General features: G+C 60.3%; 22 protein-coding genes. 3 read left to right on the forward strand and 19 right to left on the reverse strand.

Annotated features, from left to right (window positions below):
• Position 1: 1 nt before the first annotated feature.
• The 3 genes from FAA97_RS04025 to yajC all read right to left on the reverse strand — a co-directional run bounded on the left by FAA97_RS04025 (position 2) and on the right by yajC (position 3,362).
• On the reverse strand, positions 2 to 400 hold the full coding sequence (locus tag FAA97_RS04025) for an Mth938-like domain-containing protein (protein WP_136597220.1): 399 nt from the start codon (positions 398 to 400) through the stop codon (positions 2 to 4).
• 4 nt (positions 401 to 404) lie between these two features.
• Positions 405 to 2,948, reverse strand: a complete 2,544-nt coding sequence (secDF, locus tag FAA97_RS04030; protein ID WP_136597221.1) for a protein translocase subunit SecDF — start codon at positions 2,946 to 2,948, stop codon at positions 405 to 407.
• A 63-nt stretch (positions 2,949 to 3,011) separates the two neighbouring features.
• Positions 3,012 to 3,362 carry a preprotein translocase subunit YajC gene (gene yajC, locus FAA97_RS04035; protein WP_136597222.1) on the reverse strand — a complete coding sequence of 117 codons (351 nt, stop codon included), beginning with the start codon at positions 3,360 to 3,362 and terminating at the stop codon, positions 3,012 to 3,014.
• A 210-nt stretch (positions 3,363 to 3,572) separates the two neighbouring features.
• On the opposite strand from yajC, the gene FAA97_RS04040 reads away from it, so the two are divergent.
• Positions 3,573 to 4,430 (forward strand): ATP-binding protein, encoded by an 858-nt coding sequence (locus tag FAA97_RS04040; RefSeq protein ID WP_425467392.1) that lies wholly within the window; start codon positions 3,573 to 3,575, stop codon positions 4,428 to 4,430.
• Positions 4,431 to 4,505: 75 nt separating this feature from the next.
• On the opposite strand, the gene FAA97_RS04045 is transcribed toward FAA97_RS04040, so the two are convergent.
• The 14 genes from FAA97_RS04045 to FAA97_RS04110 form a co-directional block, all read right to left on the reverse strand.
• On the reverse strand, positions 4,506 to 5,984 hold the full coding sequence (locus FAA97_RS04045; RefSeq protein ID WP_136597224.1) for a peptidoglycan DD-metalloendopeptidase family protein: 1,479 nt from the start codon (positions 5,982 to 5,984) through the stop codon (positions 4,506 to 4,508).
• Between the two features lie 128 nt (positions 5,985 to 6,112).
• On the reverse strand, positions 6,113 to 6,766 hold the full coding sequence (locus FAA97_RS04050; protein WP_136597225.1) for a protein-L-isoaspartate(D-aspartate) O-methyltransferase: 654 nt from the start codon (positions 6,764 to 6,766) through the stop codon (positions 6,113 to 6,115).
• Complete coding sequence (surE, locus tag FAA97_RS04055; protein WP_136597226.1) at positions 6,763 to 7,533, reverse strand: 5'/3'-nucleotidase SurE; 771 nt, start codon at positions 7,531 to 7,533, stop codon at positions 6,763 to 6,765. Before surE ends, FAA97_RS04050 begins: the two co-directional genes overlap by 4 nt.
• A 19-nt stretch (positions 7,534 to 7,552) precedes the next feature.
• Positions 7,553 to 8,836, reverse strand: coding sequence for a serine--tRNA ligase (gene serS, locus FAA97_RS04060; RefSeq protein ID WP_136597227.1), 1,284 nt, complete (start codon positions 8,834 to 8,836; stop codon positions 7,553 to 7,555).
• A 105-nt stretch (positions 8,837 to 8,941) separates the two neighbouring features.
• Positions 8,942 to 9,751, reverse strand: a complete 810-nt coding sequence (tatC, locus tag FAA97_RS04065) for a twin-arginine translocase subunit TatC (protein WP_136597228.1) — start codon at positions 9,749 to 9,751, stop codon at positions 8,942 to 8,944.
• Entirely contained in the window at positions 9,748 to 10,470 is a 723-nt protein-coding gene (gene tatB / locus FAA97_RS04070; RefSeq protein ID WP_136597229.1) for a Sec-independent protein translocase protein TatB, read from the reverse strand. The genes tatC and tatB overlap by 4 nt, the downstream gene beginning before the upstream one ends.
• A 113-nt stretch (positions 10,471 to 10,583) precedes the next feature.
• Complete coding sequence (locus FAA97_RS04075) at positions 10,584 to 10,805, reverse strand: twin-arginine translocase TatA/TatE family subunit (protein WP_136597230.1); 222 nt, start codon at positions 10,803 to 10,805, stop codon at positions 10,584 to 10,586.
• Between the two features lie 45 nt (positions 10,806 to 10,850).
• Complete coding sequence (locus tag FAA97_RS04080) at positions 10,851 to 11,945, reverse strand: ABC transporter ATP-binding protein (protein WP_136597231.1); 1,095 nt, start codon at positions 11,943 to 11,945, stop codon at positions 10,851 to 10,853.
• 88 nt (positions 11,946 to 12,033) lie between these two features.
• Complete coding sequence (gene scpB, locus FAA97_RS04085; protein ID WP_425467393.1) at positions 12,034 to 12,765, reverse strand: SMC-Scp complex subunit ScpB; 732 nt, start codon at positions 12,763 to 12,765, stop codon at positions 12,034 to 12,036.
• Positions 12,766 to 12,773: 8 nt separating this feature from the next.
• A complete protein-coding gene (locus tag FAA97_RS04090) occupies positions 12,774 to 13,571 on the reverse strand; it encodes a segregation and condensation protein A (protein WP_136597232.1) in 798 nt (265 codons plus the stop codon).
• A 65-nt stretch (positions 13,572 to 13,636) separates the two neighbouring features.
• Positions 13,637 to 14,662: a beta-N-acetylhexosaminidase gene (gene nagZ, locus FAA97_RS04095; protein WP_136597233.1), complete on the reverse strand. Its 1,026-nt coding sequence runs from the start codon at positions 14,660 to 14,662 to the stop codon at positions 13,637 to 13,639.
• A gap of 143 nt (positions 14,663 to 14,805) precedes the next feature.
• On the reverse strand, positions 14,806 to 17,676 hold the full coding sequence (locus tag FAA97_RS04100; RefSeq protein WP_136597234.1) for an SPOR domain-containing protein: 2,871 nt from the start codon (positions 17,674 to 17,676) through the stop codon (positions 14,806 to 14,808).
• A gap of 64 nt (positions 17,677 to 17,740) precedes the next feature.
• Positions 17,741 to 19,501 (reverse strand): arginine--tRNA ligase, encoded by a 1,761-nt coding sequence (argS, locus tag FAA97_RS04105; RefSeq protein WP_136597235.1) that lies wholly within the window; start codon positions 19,499 to 19,501, stop codon positions 17,741 to 17,743.
• 58 nt (positions 19,502 to 19,559) lie between these two features.
• Positions 19,560 to 20,777, reverse strand: coding sequence for a deoxyguanosinetriphosphate triphosphohydrolase (locus FAA97_RS04110; protein ID WP_136597236.1), 1,218 nt, complete (start codon positions 20,775 to 20,777; stop codon positions 19,560 to 19,562).
• Between the two features lie 196 nt (positions 20,778 to 20,973).
• On the opposite strand from FAA97_RS04110, the gene erpA reads away from it, so the two are divergent.
• Entirely contained in the window at positions 20,974 to 21,306 is a 333-nt protein-coding gene (gene erpA, locus FAA97_RS04115; RefSeq protein WP_136597237.1) for an iron-sulfur cluster insertion protein ErpA, read from the forward strand.
• An 8-nt stretch (positions 21,307 to 21,314) separates the two neighbouring features.
• Entirely contained in the window at positions 21,315 to 22,100 is a 786-nt protein-coding gene (xth, locus tag FAA97_RS04120; protein ID WP_136597238.1) for an exodeoxyribonuclease III, read from the forward strand.
• Between the two features lie 84 nt (positions 22,101 to 22,184).
• Here xth and exoR read toward each other — a convergent pair whose 3' ends face one another.
• Both exoR and FAA97_RS04130 read right to left on the reverse strand, forming a co-directional pair.
• Positions 22,185 to 22,928, reverse strand: coding sequence for an exopolysaccharide production regulator ExoR (exoR, locus tag FAA97_RS04125; RefSeq protein WP_136597705.1), 744 nt, complete (start codon positions 22,926 to 22,928; stop codon positions 22,185 to 22,187).
• A 594-nt stretch (positions 22,929 to 23,522) separates the two neighbouring features.
• Complete coding sequence (locus FAA97_RS04130; RefSeq protein ID WP_136597239.1) at positions 23,523 to 24,692, reverse strand: OmpP1/FadL family transporter; 1,170 nt, start codon at positions 24,690 to 24,692, stop codon at positions 23,523 to 23,525.
• Positions 24,693 to 25,077: the final 385 nt, after the last annotated feature.

Below are 25,077 nucleotides of genomic sequence, written 5' to 3' on the forward strand. Positions count from 1 at the left end.
ATCACACCGCGATCAGCGCCGCAGCAACAGGACGTTGCTCCGACAACATGATGTTGTAGGTGCGAACGGCTGCCCCGGTCGACATCTGGTCCACCGCCATGCCATGCGCCTTCAACGCAGTCCGCACGTCAGGCGGCAAAAGGCGAATCTGCTGACCCGTCCCCACAAGCAGAAATTCGACGCCTTTCTCATGAAGCAGGCGCGAAAACGCCTGTGGCGTGAACTCATCGCCCTCGTTCAAATCCCATCTGTAGATACCTGAGGGCAGAAGAAGCAGCGATCCGCGATGCGACATATCGGCAAAGCGAAAGCCGCCATTACCATAGCTGTCGATCGGCGCCTGGCCGGGAAAATGGGCGTCACGCACCACGACACCCTTGTCGCCAAAGCCAAGCACCATGGTCTTACGCTCCCGTCGTCGCCGGGACCTTTTCGGCCTCCGCCTGGAAGGCCTCCGGGCGCAGATTGAAGGCAATCAGCACCGGTCCGGCGATATAGATCGATGAGAAGGTACCGATCAGGACACCCGCCAGCATGGCGAAGGTGAAGGACGCAATGACCTCCCCGCCGAACAGATAGAGCGCTCCGAGGGCCAGGATCGTACTGCCGGCCGTCAGAACCGTACGCGACAGGGTCTGGTTGATCGAGGCATCGATCATCACATCAAGCGGCATCTTCTTGTAGCGCCGCAGGTTTTCGCGCATGCGGTCATAGACAACGACGGTGTCATTGAGCGAGTAACCGATGATCGTCAGGATCGCGGCAATACTGGTCAGGTTGAACTCGATGCCGGTCAGCACGAAGAGGCCAAGCGTGAAGATGACGTCATGCAGCGTGGCGATGATTGCACCCAGCGCAAACTGCCATTCAAAGCGGAACCAGATATAGATCAGGATACCGACCAACGCCGCGATGACGCCCAGCGTGGCGGAATAGGTCAAATCGTTGGAAACAGCGGGACCGACCACCTCGACGCGACGGAAGTCGTAATCGGCTTCCAGCTCGCCGCGCACCTTGCTCAAGGCCGACTGTTCGGCATTTTCGCCACCATCCTGCGCCTGCAGGCGGATCAAGGCACTGGATTCGTCGCCAAAGCCCTGGGCCTGGACTTCACCGAGGTTCAGACCGCTCAAACGATCGCGGATATCGGAAAGATCTGCCGCACCCTGACGTGCCTTGACCTCGATGATCGAGCCGCCCTTGAAGTCGATGCCAAGGTTCATGCCAACAGTGGCGAAGCCCACCACCGCGGCAATGGAAACGGCAATGGCCGCACCGAACGACAGCTTGCGAACCGCCATGAACGGGATATTGCGATTGTCGAAATAGCCGGTACGAATGCTCGTCGGCAGGCCCTGCGGGCGCTTCCAGCGATACCAGAAGGCCATCAGCCAAAACGTCAGCGTGTAGGCGGTAAAGAGGGTCGTCACGATACCGATCGACAGGGTGACCGCAAAACCACGAACAGGCCCTGAGCCCAGGAAGAACAGAACAACGGCTGCAATCAGCGTCGTCAGGTTGGCGTCGAAAATGGTCGCAAAGGCTTTCTTGAAGCCGATATCGATGGCTTCGACGAGCTTGCGTCCACCGCGCACTTCTTCCCGGATACGCTCATAGATCAGCACGTTGGAGTCGACCGCCATACCCATGGTCAACACGATACCGGCGATACCCGGCAAGGTCAGCGTCGAGCCAATCAAAGACAGGCCGGCGACGATCATGGCGATGTTGGCGGCAAGCGCGATGTTCGCCAGAACACCAAATGTGCCGTAGAAAACCAGCATGAAGATGACCACCGCAATGGCACCGATGATGCTGGCGGTGACGCCGGCATTGATCGAGTCCTGACCGAGACCGGGGCCAACCGTGCGTTCTTCAACCACGGTCAAGGTCGCCGGCAGTGCGCCGGCGCGCAGGAGAACAGCAAGGTCGTTTGCACCTTCAAGTGTGAAGTTTCCGGAGATCTGGCCAGAACCACCGATGATCGGCTCACGGATGACGGGGGCGGAAATCACCTGATCATCAAGCACGATGGCAAAGGGACGTCCGACATTCTGCTGCGTTGCCTGGGCAAAGCGCTGCGAACCACGGCTATCGAAACGAAACGAGACAACCGGCTCATTCGAGCGCTGGTCGAAAACGGCCTGCGCGTCGACCAGGTTCTCCCCCGAGATCAGCGCATTGCGTTCCACCAGATAGGGAACAGCCGGGTCATCGGTCGAATACAGGATCTGCGACTGCGGCGGCGGACGATTGTTCAGCGCTTCGTTGGCCGGCATGCTGGTATCGACCATGTGGAAGGTCAGCTTTGCCGTCTGGTTCAAGAGATCCTTGAGTCGCTGCGGATCTGTGAGGCCGGGCACCTGGACGATGATGCGGTCTTCGCCCTGGCGCTGGATCAGCGGCTCGGTCGTGCCAAGTTCGTCAACACGACGACGGACAACTTCCATGGACTGCGATACGGCGGAGGAAACGCGATAGTCGATGCCGGCATCCGTGAGGCTCAGGCGCAGAAGACCGTCGCCGGGCTGCTCCAGCGTGGCTTCGGTGACCGTGCCACCCGTCAGACCGCCGACGCTGACCGGCTCGATCAGCGGGTTCAAGGCCTCGACGGCCGCCTGCAGTTTTTCCTGATCGGTGATGCGAACCTGAACCTGCTGACCAACGCCGGACAGGCCGGTGTAGCGGATGCCCGCATCGCGCAACGTCTGGCGGATCTCGCCCACAACCGTTTCAAGCCGCTCCTTGACGATGTCCTGGCGCTCGAGCTTCAACATGATATGCGAGCCGCCCTGAAGGTCGAGGCCCAGGGTCACCTTGTTCCGCGGAACCCACGAGGGCATGGAGTCCAGCTGCTCATCACTGAAGGCATTGGGCAACGCCATGAATACGGCGAGGACAACCAGTCCCCAGATCAGCAATGTCTTCCAGCGTGAAAAATACAGCATCGAACTCTCTGTTCAGGCAATTGATATGAAAAAGGCCGGCAGCAAAGCCGGCCTTTCGAGGCCTCAAGCGGCGGTTTCGGTCTTGACCGGTTCGCCCTTGACGCGCACTTCCGCCACGTACTGGCGCATTGCGCGAACCTTTACGCCGTCGGCGATTTCCACTTCGAGTTCCTTGTCGTCGATCACCTTGGTGACCTTGGCAACAATGCCGCCGCCCATGACGACCTGATCACCGCGACGGATGGAGGACAGGGTCTCCTCGCGCTTCTTCATCTGCTGGCGCTGCGGACGGATCAGGAAGAAGTACCAGACCACCATCAGCGGCGCAAAAAGCAGCAGCATTTCGAAGCCTGACCCCATACCGCCCGGAGCGGCGGGAGTGGCGGCCTGGGCGAATGCTTCGGTGACGAACATGAAAAACTCCTATGAGGCCAATAAACCGGGGCCCTTGGCCCCCTCGTTCAGGTCGCCGGAATATAGTAACCACCGGGGTTAATGCAACAGAAACGGCAGCCAAGCGTACCGATTTCCATATCCCGGCTCTTTCTGGCGCTGAATCGTCGTGTTACTTCGCGGATGACGAACAAGTTCGATGCAAAGGGCACCGGTATGAATGAAAACCTCATGAGCGACCTGCTACACGAGGTCAAGCGCCTGGCCGATGCTCTCGACAGGCTTGCCGGCCCTGCACCTGCGGCAAACGACCTCGGGGGTGCTGATTGCTTCGTATGGGTACCGGCACGCCGACACCTCCAGCCCGTCGTTCGGCCGAACCGTATCGAACTGTCGCTCATCCGCGGCGTCGATCATGTGCGCGACATCCTCCACGACAACACCCTGCGTTTCGCCGAGGGCTTCCCAGCCAACAATGTGCTGCTCTGGGGCGCGCGCGGCATGGGCAAATCCTCGCTGGTGAAGGCCGTTCATGCCGATATCGTCAAGGCACAGGGTCCGGGCCTCAAACTGATCGAGGTGCACCGTGAGGATATTTCAAGCCTGCCTGCCCTCCTCGACATTCTGAAGGACAGCGCGATGCGGGCCGTTGTCTTCTGCGATGACCTGTCCTTCGATCATGACGATACCGCCTACAAGTCTTTGAAGGCTGCCCTCGATGGCGGCATCGAGGGCCGACCCGATAACGTTCTCTTCTATGCGACTTCCAATCGCCGCCACCTCCTGCCGCGGCACATGCTGGAAAACGAGCAGTCGACCGCGATCAACCCATCAGAAGCGGTTGAGGAAAAGGTGTCTCTTTCGGATCGATTCGGCCTCTGGCTCGGATTTCACAAATGCAGCCAGGACGATTACCTCGCCATGATCGACGGCTATGCCGCGCATTTCGCGCTACCGCTGGAAAGAGCCGAACTCCACCATCAGGCGCTGGAATGGGCAACGACGCGCGGCGGGCGATCCGGCCGCGTGGCCTGGCAATATATTCAGGATCTGGCCGGACGGCTAAGGATCGACACCACCGTTCGCTGATGTGCTGAACGACAAACAGAAAGGCCCGAAACCGCGGAGGTTTCGGGCCTTTTTTCATCACCTGGTATGCAATACCTATTCCAGGTAAGTGATCGGGTTGACGGGTGCCGCGTCCTTGCGCACCTCGAAATGCAGCATCGGGCGCGACACATTGCCGGTCATGCCGGAGGCGCCGATTGTCTGGCCACGCTGGACTTTCTGGCCGCGCTGGACCGACAGACTGTCGGCATGGCCATAGACGGTGACCTTGCCATCATCGTGGCGGATCAGAACCGTGTTGCCGAGCTCCTTCAGGCCGTTGCCGGCATAGATGACGACGCCGTTCTCCGCAGCCTTGATCGGCGTGCCCTGCGGCACGGAGATCGCGATACCATCGGAACGCTTGCCGTCGATATTGGCGCCGTAATTTGCAATCACGGCTCCGCGCGCTGGCCAGCGATACTTGCCAATGCCGGTCGCTTCCGGTGCCGCGCTCTCGGTCTTCAAGGAGGCGACCTCGGTTACCGATTTGGTTGCAGCAGGGGCTGCCTGCGGCTCAGCTGCAGTCTTGGCAGGAACGGATGCAGTGGTGGCCGGCTCCGCGACAGGCTTTACCGATGCGACCTGGGTTGCGGGCTTCGAACCTGCCGGGATCGCCAAACGCTGACCAATCCGGATATTGCCGGTCGACAGGCCATTGGCACGCTTCAGATCATCGACGCTGACCCCATGTGCCTGGGCAATGCGACCGAGCGAATCACCCGGCTTGACTTCGTAGGAGCCGGCGCCGGCAGACGATGACGCCGTGCCCTGCTTGTCACGGCTGCCCGTGCCATTCGGCAGGACGGCCAGGTTCTGCGGCTGACCATCAGGCTGCTTGGGGGCGCGACCGCCGGAGGGCAAGCCGTTGGCACTGGCGGCAGCACGTGCCGCACTGGCGGGAATGATGACCAACTGGCCAACCGCTGCATCGGACGACATGGTCAGACCGTTGGCTCTCAGAATTTCCTGTTCCGACACACCGTGACGCGCTGCAAGCGTGGCGATCGATTCGCCTGGACGCAGCGTCACCCGGCCCGCGGCACCGTTTGAAGCGCGCGGCGTCGAGGCCGTGGTCGTCGGCTCCTGCAGCGTGTAGATCGGCTTTGCAGCGGCCACCGTGCCAGCGGAAGCCGGAGGCGCTGAAGGCATGGGCTGCGCAAGCGCCTCACCGCGAGAGCTGATCGGCCCATTCGACGAGGTTGTTCCGGCAGGCGCTGCAAGTTCATTGCGCTGCACCGTTACCGGCATCGTCGCGGCGCGTGCAGACACCGGCTCATATCCCGTCGAGGCCATCTGCTGACCCATGGGCTGAGCCTGCTGCTGCGCATAGCCGCCACCACCAATATCCTGCTGCGGAACGGGCGTCTTGGGCTGACCGCGACCGATCGAAGCGGTGGTTAGTGTATCGGTCGAGAAGACCGAACCGAAGCGTGACGCATCGGAACTGCAGCCTGCAGCCGTACTTGCCAGAAGGACGGCACCCAGAAGACGGGCAACCGTTGGACCTGTTTTCGGCGACACAGATTTACGCATAACTCGACCCACATGAAGACAGTTTGAAGTGGGTCCATTAAACCGTGTTAGTATTACCGGGCGGTTAACCCCGTGAAATCCTTGGAGACGAATTCACCATTTTCGCTAAAATAAGGCAGCGTCAGCACTCAGAGGTAGAGCGCCAATTTGGTCTGCAGCGGCAGAAATGGCACCTCAAACAGATCCTCACGCTCGAATCGGCTGCCGGTCTTGGTCAGACGCACCATGACACAGCGCTCCTCTTCCACCATCAGGGGTGCGAGCAACATGCCGCCTGACACCAACTGCTCGGCAAAGAAGCGCGGCATGGCGGGAAAAGCTGTCGTCGCGATGATTCGGTCGAAGGTTCCCTCGCCCGGCAAGCCATTGGCACCATCGGCCTGACGCAGAATGACATTGCGCAGCCCGAGGGCTTCCAGACGCTTCTGGGCGTCACCGATCAGGCTCCGGTAGCGATCGATGGATATCACCCGCTCTGCCAGCCGCCCCAGCACGGCGGTCATGAAACCACTGCCCGTCCCGATCTCAAGCACGCGGTGCCCGGGTTTCACCTGCAGGATCGAAAGCAGCCGCACGGCAAGATCCGCACCCTCGATGAACTGGCCGCAGGCCAGCGGAACCGTTCGGCTCGAATAGGCGCTGCTCGAATATTCAGAGGAGACGAAGGAGGAGCGCGGCGTCTGCTCGACCGCCGTCAGAAGGTCGAGATCGGTCACACCCTCGCGCCTCAGGCGCAAAACCAGTGCCGCAAAGCCCTCGCGCTCGAGAAGCTGCGATTTCACGCGCCGTCTCCGTCACTCAATGCGGCAGCAACCATGTCCTGAACGGCATAGTCGGTCATATCGAGCTTGAGCGGCGTCACCGATATCTTGTGGCCGCGAAGGGCATAGATGTCGGTGCCAGCGCGGAAATTGCCTTTCCGGTCGCCGAATCGCAGCCAGAAATAGGGCACGCCACGGCCGTCTTCGCGCTCTTCGACACTCAGACCGAAATCGAGTTTGCCCTGCGCCGTCACCTCGATGCCCTGCACCTCAGCCGGTTCGCAGTTGGGAAAATTGACGTTCAGAAATGTGCCCGGCGGCAGATCCAGACGGCAAAGCTTGGCAATGAGCTCCGGCCCGAGTGCCTCTGCCGTGTGAAAAGGAATGGGTGTGCCTGCCACGTAGCTGTAGGCCTGGCTCAGCGCGATCGAGCGCACGCCATGCACCGTGCCTTCAATGGCGCCAGCAACGGTACCGGAATAGGTCACGTCATCGGCGATATTGCCGCCAGCATTGACGCCGGACAGAACGAGATCGGGCTTGCGGTCGAGCACCTTGCGGATCGCCATGATGACGCAATCGGTCGGCGTGCCGCGCAGGGCAAACGTCTTCTCACCGACTTCGCGCAGCCTCAGAGGCTCCGACAGGGTCAGGGAATGCGCGAGGCCGCTCTGGTCTGTCTCCGGCGCCACGATCCAGACATCATCGGAAAGCGTGCGAGCGATGCGCTCCAGCGAGGCCAGACCCGGCGCGTTGATACCGTCGTCATTGGTCAAGAGAATCCGCATCGCTGCTTGTTCCTTAAATTCAGGCCGCCTTTTCGATCCGTGTAATGCCGCCCATGTAAGGCAGCAGAACATCCGGCACGGTGATCGAGCCGTCCTCGTTCAGATAGTTTTCCATGACAGCGATCAGGCAACGACCAACCGCCGTGCCCGAACCGTTCAGCGTGTGCACGAATGTCGTGCCCTTGCCATCCTTGTTGCGATAGCGTGCATTCATCCGGCGCCCCTGGAAATCACCGCAGACCGAGCAGGACGAAATTTCGCGGTAGGTGTTCTGTCCCGGCAGCCAGACTTCCAGATCGTAGGTCTTGCGCGCACCGAAGCCCATATCGCCGGTGCAGAGCGTCATGGTGCGGAAATGCAGCCCGAGACGCTTGAGCACCTCTTCGGCGCAGGCGGTCATGCGTTCATGTTCATCCATCGCGCTGTCCGCGTCGGTGATCGAGACCAGTTCGCATTTCCAGAACTGGTGCTGGCGCAGCATGCCACGCGTATCGCGACCGGCCGACCCTGCCTCCGAACGGAAGGACGGCGTGAGTGCGGTAAAGCGCAGCGGCAGCTTTTCCTGGTCAAGGATTTCGCCGGCCACGAGGTTGGTCAGCGTCACCTCGGCTGTCGGGATAAGCCACCGACCATCCGTCGTCTTGAACAGATCCTCGGAAAACTTCGGCAATTGGCCTGTGCCATACATGGCGTCATCACGCACCATCAGCGGCGAAGACACTTCGGTATAGCCGTGCTCGGAGGTGTGCAGGTCGAGCATGAACTGCCCAAGCGCGCGCTCAAGCCTGGCAAGCTGGCTGGTCAGCACTGTAAAACGTGCACCGGAAAGCTTGGCCGCACGCTCGAAGTCCATATAGCCGAGCTGCTCGCCAATCTCGAAATGCTCTGATGGCTTGTGGTTCCAGGTCGGCTTTTCGCCAACGACCCGGGCCACCACATTGTCATGCTCGTCCTTGCCGACGGGAACATCCTCGTGCGGCACATTCGGAATGCGCGACAAGGCGTCGTTGAGTTCGGCAGTCAGCTGGCGCTCTTCCTCTTCCGCAGCCGGCAGCGTGTCCTTGAGCGAGGCGACTTCGGCCTTCAGCTTCTCGGCAAGCTCCATGTTCTTTTGCGCCATGGCGGCGCCGATTTCCTTGGAAGCGCTGTTGCGGCGCGACTGCATGTCCTGCATCGACTGGGCGACGGCGCGGCGCTTCTGATCAAGTGCGATCAGAGAGGCAGACAAGGGTTCTGCACCACGCTTGGCCAGAGCGGCGTCGAGGGCCTCGGGATTGTCGCGGATCCACTTGATATCGAGCATGGTCGTTCCAGGTCTTGAGCGTCGACCGGGATCGGAACGGGCCGGCGGCCATGTCCGGCCCCATGTCGGCATGGGTTAAGGCTTGGGCGGCGTCACGGGAGTTCGTTACACCACCTCGCTCGCATCGTCCTCGGTCGTTTCCGAAACCGAGCGGTTCCGTTCCACGAGTCGTGCGGCGTAGATTGCCACCTCGTAGAGAAGGATTGTCGGCAGCGCAAGGCCGATCTGGGAGAGCGGGTCCGGCGGCGTCAACACCGCTGCGACAACGAAGGCGACGACGATGAAGTACTTGCGCTTGTCGGCCAGCCACTGGCTTTCCAGGATGCCGACGCGGGCCAGCAGCGTGGTGATCACCGGCAGCTGGAAAACGAGGCCGAAGGAGAAGACCAGCGTCATGATCAGGCTGAGATATTCAGAAACCTTCGGCAGGAGCGAGATCGCCACACCGCCCTCTTCCGGCGCCTGCTGCATGGCCAGGAAGAACCACATCACCATCGGCGTGAAGAAGAAATACACCAGCGACGCGCCGAGAAGAAAGAGCAGCGGTGATGCGACAAGAAACGGCAGGAAGGCGGCGCGCTCGTTCTTGTAGAGGCCGGGCGCGACGAATTTATAGATCTGGGCTGCAATCACCGGAAAGGCGATGACCATGGCGCCAAAGGCTGCGACCTTGACCTGGGTAAAGAAGAACTCCTGCGGCGCCGTGTAGATGAGTTCGGCCTTGCTGAGATCGAGCCCTGCCCAGCTGACTGCCCATTTGTAGGGAATGACAAGGATGTTGAACAACGCCTTGGCGAAGTAGAAGCAGACGAGAAACGCGAGGAAAAAGGCACCCAACGCCCAGATCAGCCGGGTGCGCAACTCGATCAGGTGCTCGATCAGCGGCTGGGGCTTGTCTTCGATGTCACCCGTCATGCGAGATCCTCATTCTTCGGCTTGCGGGTCCGCGTTGCAGGCTTGCTCGCTGCGGGTTTCGCAGGCTTTGCCGGTGTCTTGGGCCCGCTGGCTGACTTTTTGGCCGGCTGGGCGGCGGCAGGTTTGCGCGCCTTGGACGTTTTTGCCGATGGCGATGCCGCTTCCTTGGCGCTCGCCGGTGCTGCCAATTGCGTCTCGGCGGCCTTTGCCGCAGGCTCGACCGGACCGGCAGCCGGCGCAGATGTTGCAGCAGCCACGGCAGCGGGCGCCGCCGCGACTGGTGCCGCGGGGGAAGCCGCGCGCAGTTCCTGCGGCGCATCCCTCAAGGTCAACGGCGTGTCCGGCAAAATCGAAGGTTCTGTTATTGCCTCATCCTCGGCAGCGAAATCGGCAGGCTCGCTGGTCTTCGGCTCATAGCGCGTCGACCGTTCGAGATCGGAGCGGATATCCTGCCCCATCTGCCGCAGGGGATTGAGCGTGTCCCTGATGGTGTTGGCCGGATTGAGAGAACGAATGTCGTTGACCGAGGACTTCAGCTCATCGAGCTCTGCCTCGCGCAAGGCCTCGTCGAACTGCGAGCGAAATTCGCCTGCCGTCTGACGCAGACGCCGGGTCATCTTGCCGAAGGCCCGGATCATGGGCGGCAGATCTTTCGGACCAACAACCACGATCAGGACGACCGCCACAACCAGCAGCTCGGTCCAGCCAATATCCAGCATAAAAACGGGCTCCTGATGCCACGCCTGGACGCCTGAAACAGGCGCCGGTCTTGCAAGGGGTCAAAGACGAACGGGCGGCCCTGAAAGCCGCCCCGAGCATCGGCAAAAGCCGATCACTTTACCTCGTCGGCCTTGTGGTCGACTGTCTTTGTCACGGTAGGCTGAGCATTCGTGGCGGTCTGCGACTCGTTGTCGTCCTCGTCGCTCATCCCCTTCTTGAAGCTCTTGATGCCCTTGGCAACGTCGCCCATCAGCTCGGGGATCTTGCCACGGCCGAAGAGAAGCAGAACAATCGCCAAAACGATGATCCAGTGCCAAATGCTAAATGAACCCATGTCTGCAACTCCTTGCACAATCACTGCCCCGATGTAGGGGGTTTTCTAGGCTTTTTCAAACACCAAAATGTCTTTTGCCTCAACGGATATCGTCACGTTCCGGTCATGTTGCGACAAGATGTCTGAGCGAATACGCGCTCGAACCGTCCGTTCGGTGCCCGGCACCGCGAGCTCGAGAATATCCACCACACCGGCAAATCGGCGCGACACGATACGGGCGGGTATGGCCCCACCCTCGTTTTGAACCCCAACCGCCGAGAGCCTGACCGCGACATCGACCGGCGTGCCATCCGAAAGCGCGGAACAATCCACCCGCCCCAAGGGCGTCTCAACGCCACCGTCTTCGACAACCGCCGAGAACTGGTTGATCTCCGAAAAGAAGCCAGCCGCAAAAAGGCTCTTCGGTCGACGATAGAGATCTTCCGAGGTGCCGAGCTGCACGAGGCTCCCCCCTTTCAGCAGGGCAATTCGGTCGGCCATGCGCATCGCCTCTTCGGCGTCATGCGTAACGACCACCGCAGTTGCCCGTGTTTCGCGCAGGATCGCCAGCGTATCGGCACGTACGGTATCCTTAAGGCGCGAATCGAGCCCCGAAAACGGCTCGTCCATCAAAAGCACGCTGGGACGCGGCGCCAGCGCCCGCGCAAGCGCCACGCGCTGCTGCTCGCCACCGGACAGTGCATGCGGATATTTGTCCGCATAATGCGCCAAACCAACGCGCTGCAACGATGCCATGGCTTCTGCTATCGCATCTTTGGCAGGAAGAGCCGTCAGGCCGAACCGAACATTGTCCAGAACGCTCAGGTGCGGAAACAGCGCAAAGTCCTGAAACATCAAACCGATGCCGCGCTTTTCTGGCGGCACGAAAACCGACGGCCCCGAAACCTCGCGATCATTGATCAGAACCCGACCGGAAGTCTGTGATTCGATACCGGCGGCAATGCGCAGCAGCGTCGTCTTGCCCGAGCCAGAGGGACCGAGGAGGCAGAGCACTTCACCGGGCTCAGCCGTCAGGCTCACACCGCGAATGGTCTCTTTGCCGTGATAATCGTGGCGGATATCCTCAAAGGCAAGCCGCGCTGCGAACGTCACGCTGGCAGTGCGGGGGGCATCCTGATGCACGCTGTAAGCCTTGTCCATTCCGTCATCATTTCTGGCGCCCGCCTTGACACGCCATCCCGATGGGCAGGCATGGGCATAGTTCCGGCGGCGCTTCAAAAAGCTGACCTTATTCCTCTGCTTCACCGCCCGGAGTCAAGAGGCCCAACTCTTCAAGGTCAAGCTGGGAGATCGGATCTTCATCCTCGGAGAGTTCGTCTTCCGCCTGCGGTATCGGAATATTGAGGTTGGAAGGGATCCGACCGGACAGGAGCCCTGCCCCCTTCAACTCTTCGAGACCCGGCAGGTCGCGCAGGTCTTCGAGGCCGAAATGATCGAGAAAATCCCGGGTCGTCCCAAGCGTGACCGGGCGTCCCGGTGTCCGCCGCCGCCCGCGAAACCGCACCCAGCCCGCCTCCATCAGAACATCGAGCGTCCCCTTGGAGGTCGTCACGCCACGGATGTCCTCGATCTCCGCACGGGTCACCGGTTGGTGATAGGCGATGATGGCAAGCACCTCGAGTGCTGCGCGAGACAGTTTCTTGACGTCATTTTCGTCAGTCCGGATGACGAAAGAAAGATCAGCTGCCGTTCGGAAGGCCCAACTGTCTTCGACCTGCACGAGGTTCACCCCCCGGCCTGCGTAGTCCTGCTTCAGGCGCAACAGCACGGTGCGGGCATCGACACCATGAGGCAGCCGATCTTCGACGAAGCCTGTGGAGACGGGCTGCGCCGAGGCGAAGACCAGAGCCTCTGCAATCCTCATGGCTTCTTCGACAAGCCTTGGCTCGACGGTGACAGGCGCCTCCTTGTCGTACGGATCGTCTTGTCGCTCGGCGGGCGCTTCCTCAACATGCATCATCAGTTGCCTTATTCCACAGCGCGCAAGGCTTCAGCCTTGGGTCCACTGCGCATGAAAATCGTCTGGAAGGCGCTTTCCTGGCGGATTTCCAGCCGCCCTTCCCGCACGAGTTCCAGCGAGGCGGCAAAGGCACTGGCGATCGCGGTCACGCGCTCTTCCGGCGTGGTCATGTATCGCAACAGGAATTGGTCAAGCGCCGTCCAGTCGCCGATCTCGCCAATCATGCGGGTCAGGATGCCGCGCGCGTCGGCGAGCGACCAGACGCGGCGTCGCTCGATCGTCACCTGCGTCACCGCCTGACGCTGGCGAAGCGAAGCATAGGCAGTGAGCAGATCATAGAGCGACGCCTCATAGGCGCTTTGCGAGCGTACTGGCACATGCTCCGGCGCCCCACGGGCAAAAACGTCGCGACCGAGACGATTGCGGTTGACGAGCCGGGTCGAGGCCTCACGAATCGCTTCAAGCCGCCGCAGCCGGAAGGCCAGCGTGGCGGCCATTTCCTCGCCGGAGGGACCGTCATCCTTGGGCTGCTGGGGGATCAACAACCGCGACTTCAGATAGGCAAGCCAGGCGGCCATCACGAGATAGTCGGCAGCGAGCTCCAGGCGCACCCGCCGGGCATTCTCGATGAAGGCGAGGTATTGCTCGACCAGCGCCAGGATCGACATGCGGGCAAGGTCGACCTTCTGGTTGCGCGCCAGATAAAGCAGAAGATCGAGCGGACCTTCAAAGCCGGCCACGTCGATCAACAGGGAAGGATCACTGGCTGCCCGCTCTTCGGAATTATCCTGCCACAGCGGATCCATCGGGCGCGGGTCCGAGACCGTGCTCTGGCGCGAATTTCCGGTTTGAGACTGTGGCGCCCGCCCCATCACGACACCGCCATGAGCGCTGAAAACTCTTCGCGCAGGCTCTGTTCATCTGCCGGCTCCGGCGCCACAAGGGCTTGTTCGACGCGATCGGCGCGGCGGCGCGCAGCGCCTGTCAATTCGGACACGGCAGCAGCGACAGCCGTCATTTCATCCATGTGGCCATGGCAATGCAGGACGACATCAAGCACCGGGGCAATGCGCTGCGCCCGCTCGCCGATGGTGCCTTTCAGCGCATTCATCGAGATGTCATCCGACATCAGCAGACCATCAAAACCGATTTCGCCGCGAATGACCTTCTCGGTCACGATCCTGGATGTCGAGGCTGGATTGTCAGGATCGATGTCGCTGAACACGACGTGGCAGCTCATTGCCATAAGCTCGTTCGAAAGAGCCTTGAAAGGTACGAAATCATGCGCCTGCAACTCGCTGCGCGGGGTGGAAACGACCGGCAAATCGTGATGGCTGTCAGCCATGCCGCGCCCATGCCCCGGGATATGCTTCATTACCGGCAAAACGCCGCCCGCCTTCAGGCCATCGGCAGCCGCCTGACCGATGGCCGCCACAACATGCGGATCATTTGCATAGGCACGGTCACCGATGACGTTGTTCGCACCGGCGACCGGCACATCCAGCACCGGCAGGCAGTCGACATTGATGCCGAGGCGATAAAGATCGAATGCATGAAGGCGCGACAGAAGCCAGGCGGCGCGAAGGCCAAGGGCAGCGTCCCGCGCATAGACCGCACCGATGTCAGCCCCCGAGGGATAGCGTGGCGCGATCGGTTCGCGAATACGCTGCACGCGCCCACCTTCCTGATCGATCAGCACCGGGGCGTTGCGCCCGCCAACGGTCTCGCGCATCTCCGCCACCAGATCCTTGATCTGCTCGACATCACCGATGTTCCGGCCAAAGAGGATGAAGCCCCAAGGCTGTTGGTCGCGATAAAAGGCCTTCTCGTCAGCGCTGAGACGCTGGCCGAGGCAACCGAGGATCATGGCCTTGGAAGGCGAAGAATGTGTGCTCATGGCCGGACCTTACGAGGCGATCTGCAAAAGCCGAAGCGACAAGCGAGTCTCGCAGGCGAATCATACACAGAAAAGATGGGAAAAACTGAAAAAGGCGAGCCTTTCAGCCCGCCTTTCTTTCAAATCAGCAAATAATCGCCGTCTCAGCGCGCAACCAGGCAGGAGCCACCGGCATCGCGGTATTGCTCGCACAGCGCCACGGCCTCTTCACGCGTCGGGGCGAGAATGCGGACACGGTAATAGGTTCCCTTGCCCGGTATCGCTGCCTCGCGGATTTCATGCGGCTTGCCACCGAGGATGTTGCCGAACCGGCCAATCAGCGATTTGTAGCTGCGCTCGGCATCCGCCTGGCTTGGCAGCGACGCGATCTGGATGGCGAAGCCGCTGCTCGCACCGGTCTCAGACGGAGAGGCAGTTACGGCCGCCGTCTGCGTCGGGACGTTCTCCTGTGTCGCCGGCTGGGCCGGGCGCAAGTTCCCCTGATCGGTAACCGTGCCGACGATGTTGACCGGCTGGTCGGCGGGGCGGTTCGCCGGAACGGCAGCCGGCATGGGCGCGACAGCCGCGACTTCGGTGGTTGCCGGTGCGGCCGGCGCACTGTCGGAGTCAGGCGTGACCGCGCGGGCCGCAACCGTGTTCACCGCCTCGCCACTGTTTTCATTGCTGACAGCCGGCGGCGCAAGGACCGGTGCCGCAGATGCCGTTTCGGTGGCAGCAGGCACCTCCTGGGTTACCAGCGAGCCATCGGGACGCACGATCATCGTGCGCACGCGTCGAGGCGTCACCGTGGCCGGATCTTCCTGGCTTGCAGAAGCCTGCTGCGATTCCGGCAGGAGACGTGGATCTTCCGTTTCGCCGACTGGCGTGCCCATGAATTCCCCTTCCCCTTCAAGAGGCGGGTTCTCTGGAATGAGCGTGCGCTGAACGACATCGACAGGCTCTTCTTCGGAAGAGATCAGGCTTGGCTGTGTCGGCCCGTCGCTGGCATTGCCCGCAACGCGGTCATACACGGCCTTGTCCTGATTGGGCACCGTTTTGCCGCCCGGATCTTCCGGCACTATTTTTGTCGGGCTGGTGTCGGCAGCAATCACCACCGGATCACCGGAGCCAAGGCTGCCCACAGCGCCGCTGCCGATCCAGGCATAAATGCCACCGGCGCCTGCCAGGAGCACAACGGCTGCCGTGCCTGCCATCAGATAGGGTTTCAGTTGGCGATAGCCCCCCTGCCCGTGGCCAACGATCTTGATATGGCCCCGGTTGATACGCTGGTCCGGAACAGGTGGCGTCAGCGCCGTCTTGAAGTCTTCTTCCAAAGCCTTTTCGAAAGCTGCGAATTCGTCGACCGGACCATCATTGGATTGGATCGCTGCCGCTGAAGCCGTCACCTGAGGCTCTGCGGCAACCGGCTGCGACTGGACGACCTGCTCGCTGAGCAGGTTGGCAAGTTCGGAATCGAGATCAAGATCGAAGTCGTTCGATACCTGCGGCTGGGCCGGCGTTTCCGCCACCTGAACCTCAGGCACATCCATCACGGCTATGGCTTCCAGGAAATCATCCTGTTCCGCAATTTCGGCAGGGTCGAATGCCAGGCTGTCCGGTGTCGCCGAGGCGACGAACGCTGCGGCAGGCGCTGTCTTCGGCTGATCCACCCATGCGGCTGCCTGCGGCGCGATAGCGGCGGGTGCCGTGCTCTGAACCGATACGCGATACTCGGGCGCAGCATAGCTCTGCCTTGCCGCGGGGATTGCCATCTGTGCGGGGGCGGCAAGCTGCGCCCTTACGGGTGATGGCGGAACCGGCTGCTGCGCAACAGGTTCGAGTTCCGAAAGATCGATATCGAGCTCATCGAGCTGCAATTCAAAATCCTGATCGGAGAAGAAATCACTGTCGCTTGCAGCCGACACCTGCCCGACGTTTCGTGCCGGCTGCGCATGATGTTCCACATCCGCAGCGACGTCGGCGAAGGCCTCCGACTCGGCAAGCTCCTGGGCAAAATCAAGCGAGAAGACCGGCTCAGCTTCAGGCTCATGATGAGCGACGCTGCCTCCCCGGCGGGCAACAGGTTCGACAGGCCCGACGGGAACCTGTGACCAATCGAATGCCGGGGGCTCCACACGAAGCTCGGTTGATGAGACAGGGAGCGGTTCGACAGTCGCAGGCCGCTGTTGGGCCTCAAGGCTCGGCGCCGTCGCAAAACCTTTACGCTCGGACACGCCAGCATCAAGACCTGCAACCGCCTCTGTGGAGGGCGCCGCGTCGTATGGCATGACAAGTCGTGGTTCGGATGCTGGCTGAGGCAGCTCGAACTGCGGTTCCGGCCGCCGGGCAGACTGACTTGGCACCTGAAAATTGGCAAGCGGCAGGCGTAGACGTGGTACCTCGGTTTGCACCGGAGGCATCACGGGCTCGCTGACGGAAAATTCCAGTTCGTCGGCAAGGTCAAAGCTGGCAGGCTCATCCTGCGCCGGTGCCGGTGTCCACTCATCCTCCAACGCAGCCGGCGCGACATCGGGCCAGCTCAATGACGGCTGAGGCTGGGCCGCAACTGCTGCATATCCGTTCGTGGCAAGCTCGGGCACGGTCTCATAGACGTCTTGCGGCTCATAGGACGGCTCCACCGGCTGAACGAAGGCTTCGCGCTCCAAGCGCGCCGGCTCGGGCGCAGCAAAGCTCGGCTCGGAAACCGCCCAAACCGGCTCTTCTGCGCCACGAAACCCGCCATCGCTCTTCCAGTTCATGGGCTCGAATGCCGGCTCGTTGCGGTGCGAAGTCACTTCAGCCTGGACATAGCGGTCCTGCTGCGGTTCGACATAGCCGTCGAACTCACCCAACAACTCGTCATGCAAGCTAAACACGGGCTCGTCGCGCGGCGTATCGCCGGCTGGACCGGGCAGCGTCTCGCGGCGCGGGGCCTGCTCAAATCCGACGATCCTGGCGAGTTCCGCCAATGGATCGTCATCAGAGAAACCATCGCCCTGCGCGCCGATGCTGTTAGCAGCCTGCTTGTGTACCATTACTAATCCCACTTACTCACGCGACTTTACGCTTGCCAGTGCAATGTGGGGAATTGGTGACAGACTATCGCATCTCGAGTGGAGCTTCGGTGCCCGTGATTGTCAGTCCAGACTTCAACACCGAGGCGACAGCATGCACCAGCCCAAGCCTGGCGATGGTCAATTCTCTATCGTTATCGTTAACAAAGCGTAATTCCGGCGAATCCTTGCCCTTATTCCAATGAGAATGCAACGAGCTCGCGAGATCATGCAAATAAAATGCGAGTCGGTGTGGCTCTTGTGACTGCGCAGCCGCCTCAATCAACCTTGGATATTCAGCAAGCTTAGCCACAAGTTGCAATTCGGTCGGATCCGCAATTTTACCCATAACAGCCGAAGCAAGATCGAGGCTTGCCAAGTCGAGATCCGGGAAGGCTTCCTTTGCTTGCCGCAGGATCGACATGCAACGGGCATGGGCGTACTGCACGTAGAAGACCGGATTGTCCTTGGACTGCTCGGTGACCTTGGCAAAATCAAAGTCGAGCGGTTCGGAGCTCTTGCGATAGAGCATCATGAAGCGGACGCTGTCGCGACCGACTTCCTCGACCACCTCACGCAGGGTGACGAAGTCGCCGGAGCGCTTCGACATCTTCACCGGCTCGCCGTCCCGGTAAAGCTTGACGAGCTGGCAGAGCAACACCGTCAGCTTGGACTTGCCTTCAGACACAGCCCGGTTGACCGCCTCCAGTCGCTTGACATAGCCGCCATGGTCGGCGCCGAGCACATAGATCATTTCGGAGAAACCGCGATCGAACTTGTCCTTGAAGTAAGCAACGTCGGCGGCGAAATAGGTGAAGGCTCCGTCTGACTTCATCAGCGGACGGTCAATATCGTCGCCGACTTCCGTCGAGCGAAACAGCGTCTGCTCACGGTCTTCCCAGTCTTCCGGCAATTGCCCCTTCGGCGGCGGCAGCTTGCCCTTGTAGACATGCCCCTTGAACGTCAGGTCATTGATCGCCGAGAGGATCTTGGCAGCATTGCCGGCATGCAGCGTGCGCTCGGAGAAGAACACATCGTGATGCACATTCAGCGTGGCGAGATCGTCGCGGATCATCACCATCATCGCGTCGATGGCCTTGTCCTTGACAATGGCAAGCATCTCGTCCTCGGGCATTGTCAGCAGCTTGGTGCCGTATTCATCGGCCAGAGCCTTGCCAACCGGCAAGAGATAATCGCCGGGATAGAGTCCCGCCGGAATTTCACCAATGCTTTCGCCGAGCGCCTCGCGGTAACGAAGGAAGGCTGACCGGGCGAGCACCTCGATCTGCGCGCCGGCATCGTTGATGTAATATTCTTTGGTCACCTCATAGCCGGCAAAACCCAGAAGGTTTGCAAGCGCATCACCAACGACCGCGCCCCGGCAATGGCCGACATGCATCGGTCCCGTCGGGTTGGCCGAGACATATTCGACATTGACCTTATGACCGGCGCCGACTGTCGAGCGACCGAAGGCTTCGCCCTGACGGATCATCGTTGCCAGCAACTGCTGCCAATAGGCGACAGAAAGGCGGATATTGATGAAACCCGGTCCGGCAACGCTCACCTCGGCAATATCCGGATCCTGCTTCAGCCGGTCCCCGATCACGTCTGCCAGCGCGCGGGGGTTCATGCCCATGCCCTTGGCAAGCACCATGGCGGCATTGGTCGCTGCGTCGCCATGGCTCGGATCGCGCGGCGGCTCCACCACGATGCGGCTGAAGTCCAGCGCGTCGCGCTTTTCGCTGATGGCATCGATATCGTCGAGTGCGGCTTTGATCCGGGTTTCGAAATCGGCAAAAAGGTTCATGACGTGTCCCTGCGCGCGGCCGCTCGAGAGCCGCGCCTCTTCAAATTTTGACGGCTGCCTATCGCAAATCCGGAGTCCGGTCAAACAGCGCACGGTGGGTGCGCTCCGCATAGGTGTCCGTCATCCCTGCGAGATAATCGCCGACATGGCGGGCTTTCTGCCCATCATTGAGTCCCGAGATATGATTGACCCAGTAGTGGCTTTTCATCAGCGCAGGATCGGCCATGTAGGCGTTGAACAGATCGGTGACGATCTGGGCGGCTGCAGCCCGGATCCGCATGATATCGGGATGACGGTAGATCCGGCTGAACAACAGCTTCTTGATCTGACGGTCCGTCTCGGCCATCTCCTCGGAGAATGTGGCAATGGTCATCGGCGCGGCGCGAACATCTTCGACAGACTGCGGCTTGATCGTCTTCAACCGCTCCTGCGCAACGGCAATCACGTCCTCGACCATGCGGGTAATCTGGCGGCGCATGATTTCATGCGTGAAACGATCGTCGTCCAGATGCGGATAGCGATCACGCACCTCCTTCATCAAGCCGGTCAGGAAGGGCACCTCTTCCAGCATCTCGAATGTCAGATAGCCGGAACGCAATCCGTCATCGATGTCATGGGTATTGTAGGCGATGTCGTCGGCGATTGCCGCCACCTGCGCCTCAAGCCCTGCGAAACTCGAAAGCTCGAGGTCATGGATTTCGCAATAGTCCAGGATCGGCTGTGGCACGGGGCCACGCGTGCCCTGCCCGTTCTTCGTCAACAACGGCCCATTGTGCTTGACCAGTCCTTCGAGCGCTTCCCAGGTGAGGTTCAGCCCGTCGAAATCCGCATAACGCCGCTCCAGCTTGGTGACGATCCGGAGCGACTGGGCATTGTGATCAAACCCGCCATAGGGGGCGAGCACCTCATGCAGGGCATCCTCGCCGGTGTGACCGAACGGCGTGTGGCCGAAATCATGCACCAGCGCCACACCTTCAGCGAGATCCTCGTCGAGCCGCAGCGCACGGGCAAGCGCACGGGCAATCTGGGCGACTTCGATCGTATGCGTCAGCCGGGTGCGATAGTGATCGCCGTCCGGTCCGATGAACACCTGGGTCTTGTGCTTGAGGCGGCGAAAGGCCGTCGTGTGGACGATGCGGTCACGGTCGCGCTGAAAATCCGAGCGCGTCAGACTGCCGCCCTCGACGAAAAGCCGACCGCGACTCTTCCACGGATCCGTTGCGAAAATCGCCCGGTCGCCGGCGCCGAAACCCAATGCAGATTTATCAATCGTCATGCGCGTGCTGTCCGCTCCCCATTGACGCAATTCCCCTGCCTTCATACCTATAGCGGAAGATGCCGCAAGGCGAAGCGGATCACGATGCGAATGTGACCCGCGAAGATGAGCGAAATTCCGTGACTTGCACGACAAATCGATGAAATTCGCCTAAATGACAGGTTTTCACCGGGCCTTGACCCCGGCAGGAGGCAGTATGAGCACCGACACCGTGACACTTTCTGAAGCCGCTGCGAAGCGAATCGCTGCCGTCGTCGCGTCCGACGCGGAGAAATCCAGCCTGCGCGTCTCCGTCGAAGGCGGCGGCTGTTCCGGCTTTTCCTACAAATTCGATCTCGATCGTGGCCCGCAATCCGATGACATCGTCATCACCCGCGCTGGCGCAACCGTCCTTATCGATCCCGTTTCAATCGTCTACATGGCCGGCTCGGAAATCGACTTTGTCGATAATCTGCTCGGCCAGTCCTTCCAGATCAAGAACCCCAATGCGGTGGCAAGCTGCGGCTGCGGCACCAGCTTCTCCGTATGAGCATGCCGATGAAAATTGCGACCTGGAACATCAACGGCGTCAAGGCGCGCATCGAGAACCTTTGCCAGTGGCTGAAGGACAGCGATCCGGATATCGTCTGCCTGCAGGAAATCAAGTCCGTCGACGAAGGCTTTCCGCGGCTTGAGATCGAGGCACTCGGCTACCACGTGGAAACGCATGGCCAGAAGGGTTATAACGGCGTCGCCCTGTTGTCGAAGCTCAAACCCGATGAGGTCAATCGCGGCCTGCCGGGCGACGACAGCGACGAGCAGGCACGCTTCATCGAGGGCATTTTCTCGACTGACGGCGGTGTGCTCAGGGTCTGCTCGCTCTATCTGCCGAACGGCAATCCGGCCGACGATCCCGTCAAATATCCCTATAAGCTCGCCTGGATGGCGCGACTGGAAGCCTTCGCGCGTGAGCGCATGGCGCTCGAAGAGCCGCTGATCCTCGCCGGCGACTACAACGTCATCCCGGAGCCGCATGATGCGAAGGATGCCAGCCAGTGGCTGACCGACGCGCTTTTCCTGCCGCAGACGCGCGCGGCCTTTCGTCGACTTGAGAATCTCGGTTTTGTCGATGCGGTCAGGGCCACGAGTGACGAGACCCCTCTGTTCTCATTCTGGGATTACCAGGCCGGCGCCTGGCCAAAGAACAACGGCATCCGCATCGATCACCTGATGCTCTCGCCCGAAGCGTCAGATCGGCTGCGCTCCAGCGCAATCGAGAAGCATGTGCGCGCCTGGGAAAAACCCTCCGACCACGTCCCGGTGATTGGCCACTTCCAATTCTGAGCCGCCCCGAACGACCCAGATCAATGCATGCAAAAAGGGAGGGTCCAGCCCTCCCTTTCCAATTGTCTGCAGACAGAAAACCGATCAGTTGCCTTCGCGATAGACCTGCGGTGCCAGCAAGACGGCAACAGTGCGATCCTCTTCCGAGGCCGAAGCAAAGGCCTGTTCCTGAAGCCGCTGCATCCACTCGCATTCCGCGGTGCGGCAATGGCTGAGAGCCGCCGTCAGGAAGGCTAGCCCGCGCACCGTCTGCCCCTCTTCAAACAGCAGACTGCCGAAGACCGACATGGCACCCGCATGGCCACCCTTGCGCGCCATGTTCAGCCACTTCTTGGCCTGCTGCACATTCGAGGCACCGCCCTCACCGGCGAGAATCATCCGCGCCAGCTGGAACTGGGCTTCCGGAATGCCGAAGGTGGAGGCCACCTGGAAATACAGCTGACGTGCCTGGGCGAGGTCAGCCTTGACCGGCGTATTCGGGATACCGTTGCGATAATAGCGGGCCAGCGACATCAGCGCATTGACGAAAAAGCCCGTGTCTTCGGAACCGGGTTCGATCCCCTGGTTGGCAATCTGGGCATAGATCTTGAACGCTTCGAAGTCGTTTTCAACCACACCGTCGCCGGCTTCATACATATTGGCAAGCGCCCAGCGCGAACCGGTATGGCCTTTTTCGGCAGCGTAGCGATAGGCCTCGACCGCGTCTTCCTTCTGGCCGTTCTTGTAGGCATTGAAGCCGAACTTGAAGAGATCGAAGGGGCCGGACTCACTGCTCACGCCAGCATCGATGTCAAACGCCTGCGCAATCGAAGGCATAGGCAGCAACATCGCTGCTGCCAAAAGGATCGCTGCTGATGTCTTCCAGTCTTTCAACCGTTTTACTTCCCTGGTCTTCGTCATCACCGCCACCATCATGCGACGATTCCAACTGTCCGCGCGGCACCAGCCGCTCTCAATGCAAACCGAGTGCCCCCCGGGCGAACCCGACGCTCCTGTTTGCTATCACCTTTCAGATGAGACTTGCTGCAAGCTTCCGCTGTTCTATCCATAAGAGGAACAGTAGACCGCATTTCCGGCAAGACTTCGACCGATGTCGCCAAAGTTGTCTTCCCGACCGAAGATTTCCGCAACCGCCCCTCGACAGCGACCGCAACCACTGGATTCAAAACCCTAAACATGCCCTGAGGCTCTTTTCTTTTTCGATACGCCGCACACACTCGAAACGGAAACCCGCATCCCGTGCCATAGCGGTGCTCTTCCTTTGTGGCGCAAAGTGGACAAATGCAACGCCTGGATTCATTGTCCCGAAAGGCAAAAGAGAATTGTTGCAGAATCGTCACATTCGACCATTCTAATAGAGGGGTGGGTTTGGCAAAAAAGAAGCCCGGATGAACCGGGCTTCGGGGTGTCAATAGCTCAAGATCAGAACGAGATCTTGTAGGAGGCCGTCAGAGCATAGGCCCAGTCTGCATCGGCAGTTGCGTTATAAAGGGCTTCATCCCCAACCGATTGGCTGCCGGCAGTCAGGTAGCTGACGCCACCACCTGCACGAAGCTCGCCTGGACCAAGCTTGGCAGACACACCGGCACCCAAGGTCCACGTATCCGTGTAAATATCTGCGCCTGAGTCAACACCCTTGTCCCAAGTCAGATTGACCGTTCCGGAAATCTTCTCATTGAAGGAATGCCCTACGCCCGCCTGGATCGTCCAACCGTCTTTCCAATTATAGACGTCACGACGATCTAAGACCGAACCACCAAGCACTGGCACACCGATTGGAACATCAATCGAATATTCAAGAGCGTCCATCACACTCCAGTCCGTCCACTTGATAGAGCCGTAGACAAGCCAGCCTGGCGCCACACCGCTTTGCGCACTAAGTTTGATCGACTGCGGCAGGGTTCCGCTGCCACGGGCGTCCGATAGGCCGAGAGCAGGGTTTAGTTCCGTCCAGTCGAACGAGCCTTTATTTGTTGTGTGATCGATCTTCGAACGATACATCAACTGAAAACGCATAGCGTATTCAGGGATCGCATACGCGGCCCCAAGTCGATACCCGTAGGCCGACGTATCTTCGAGCGACAGTGTACCATTTGCGCCTGTGTTAAGAATTTCGCTAACCGCAGTGTAATCGAAATCCTGCATAAAGACGCCGCCTAACAAATAGGCCTTACCGGCGCCTGCATCCATGTTTACCGCGCAAGTGGCACCATATTCGTTGGTGATGAAGTCCTTGTGGGAGGACGCGCCAGCTGCCTGCGCTTGCGGCCCATAATCCGCATCCGCGCCAAAAGGCTGCGTGTAGGTAAACGCACAGGCGAAATTGTCCGTGACCTTCACCTTTGCAGCGAATGACGGAATGGCATAATTCTGCGTAAAGTCGTCGTCGGTAGCAGCCACGCCGTTGATCGTGTCGTAGCCGCGCTGCGGCATGACGAAGGTGACCCCGCCGCGAGCAGCAACAGTACCGTCTTCAAACAGGATATCGGTGTCCGCCTCACCGCGGTTCCAGCCACCGGCCTGCGCGCTTCCCACGAAAGCACAAGCTGCGATCAAACCGAGCGCGGTGGTCTTTTTCAGGTTATTCGCCATGTCTCTCCCCAATTCCGGCAAAACTGTGATTTGGGATAGTAACCAAGTGCGACAGTTTGACAATCGGCGCCCGCTCGCGGCCAGTCGGCGTTTGAGCCCATTGATTTACGTAACCTGTTTTACCCGCAAGGATTTGAGAAGCGTCATCGCAACATTTTTCCAGTGATGGACAAAATACGCACACTCAGTAGATGATTTTACCTCTACAGCTCAAAGCTGTGTCAAACGAACCACACCTGACGGCTTCTGTGATCCGACCTGAATTGCCCCATTGAAATCGGCAGTGACGTAAGGCGCACCCGCCATTTCTGGCGTCCGGGCGCCAGAATCGATGTGCAACGCAACAAAAAGCGCCTGGCTCCCTGCCCGACGCGCTAAAAAGCGC

Source organism: Peteryoungia ipomoeae (assembly GCF_004912165.1).
GTDB lineage: Bacteria > Pseudomonadota > Alphaproteobacteria > Rhizobiales > Rhizobiaceae > Allorhizobium > Allorhizobium ipomoeae.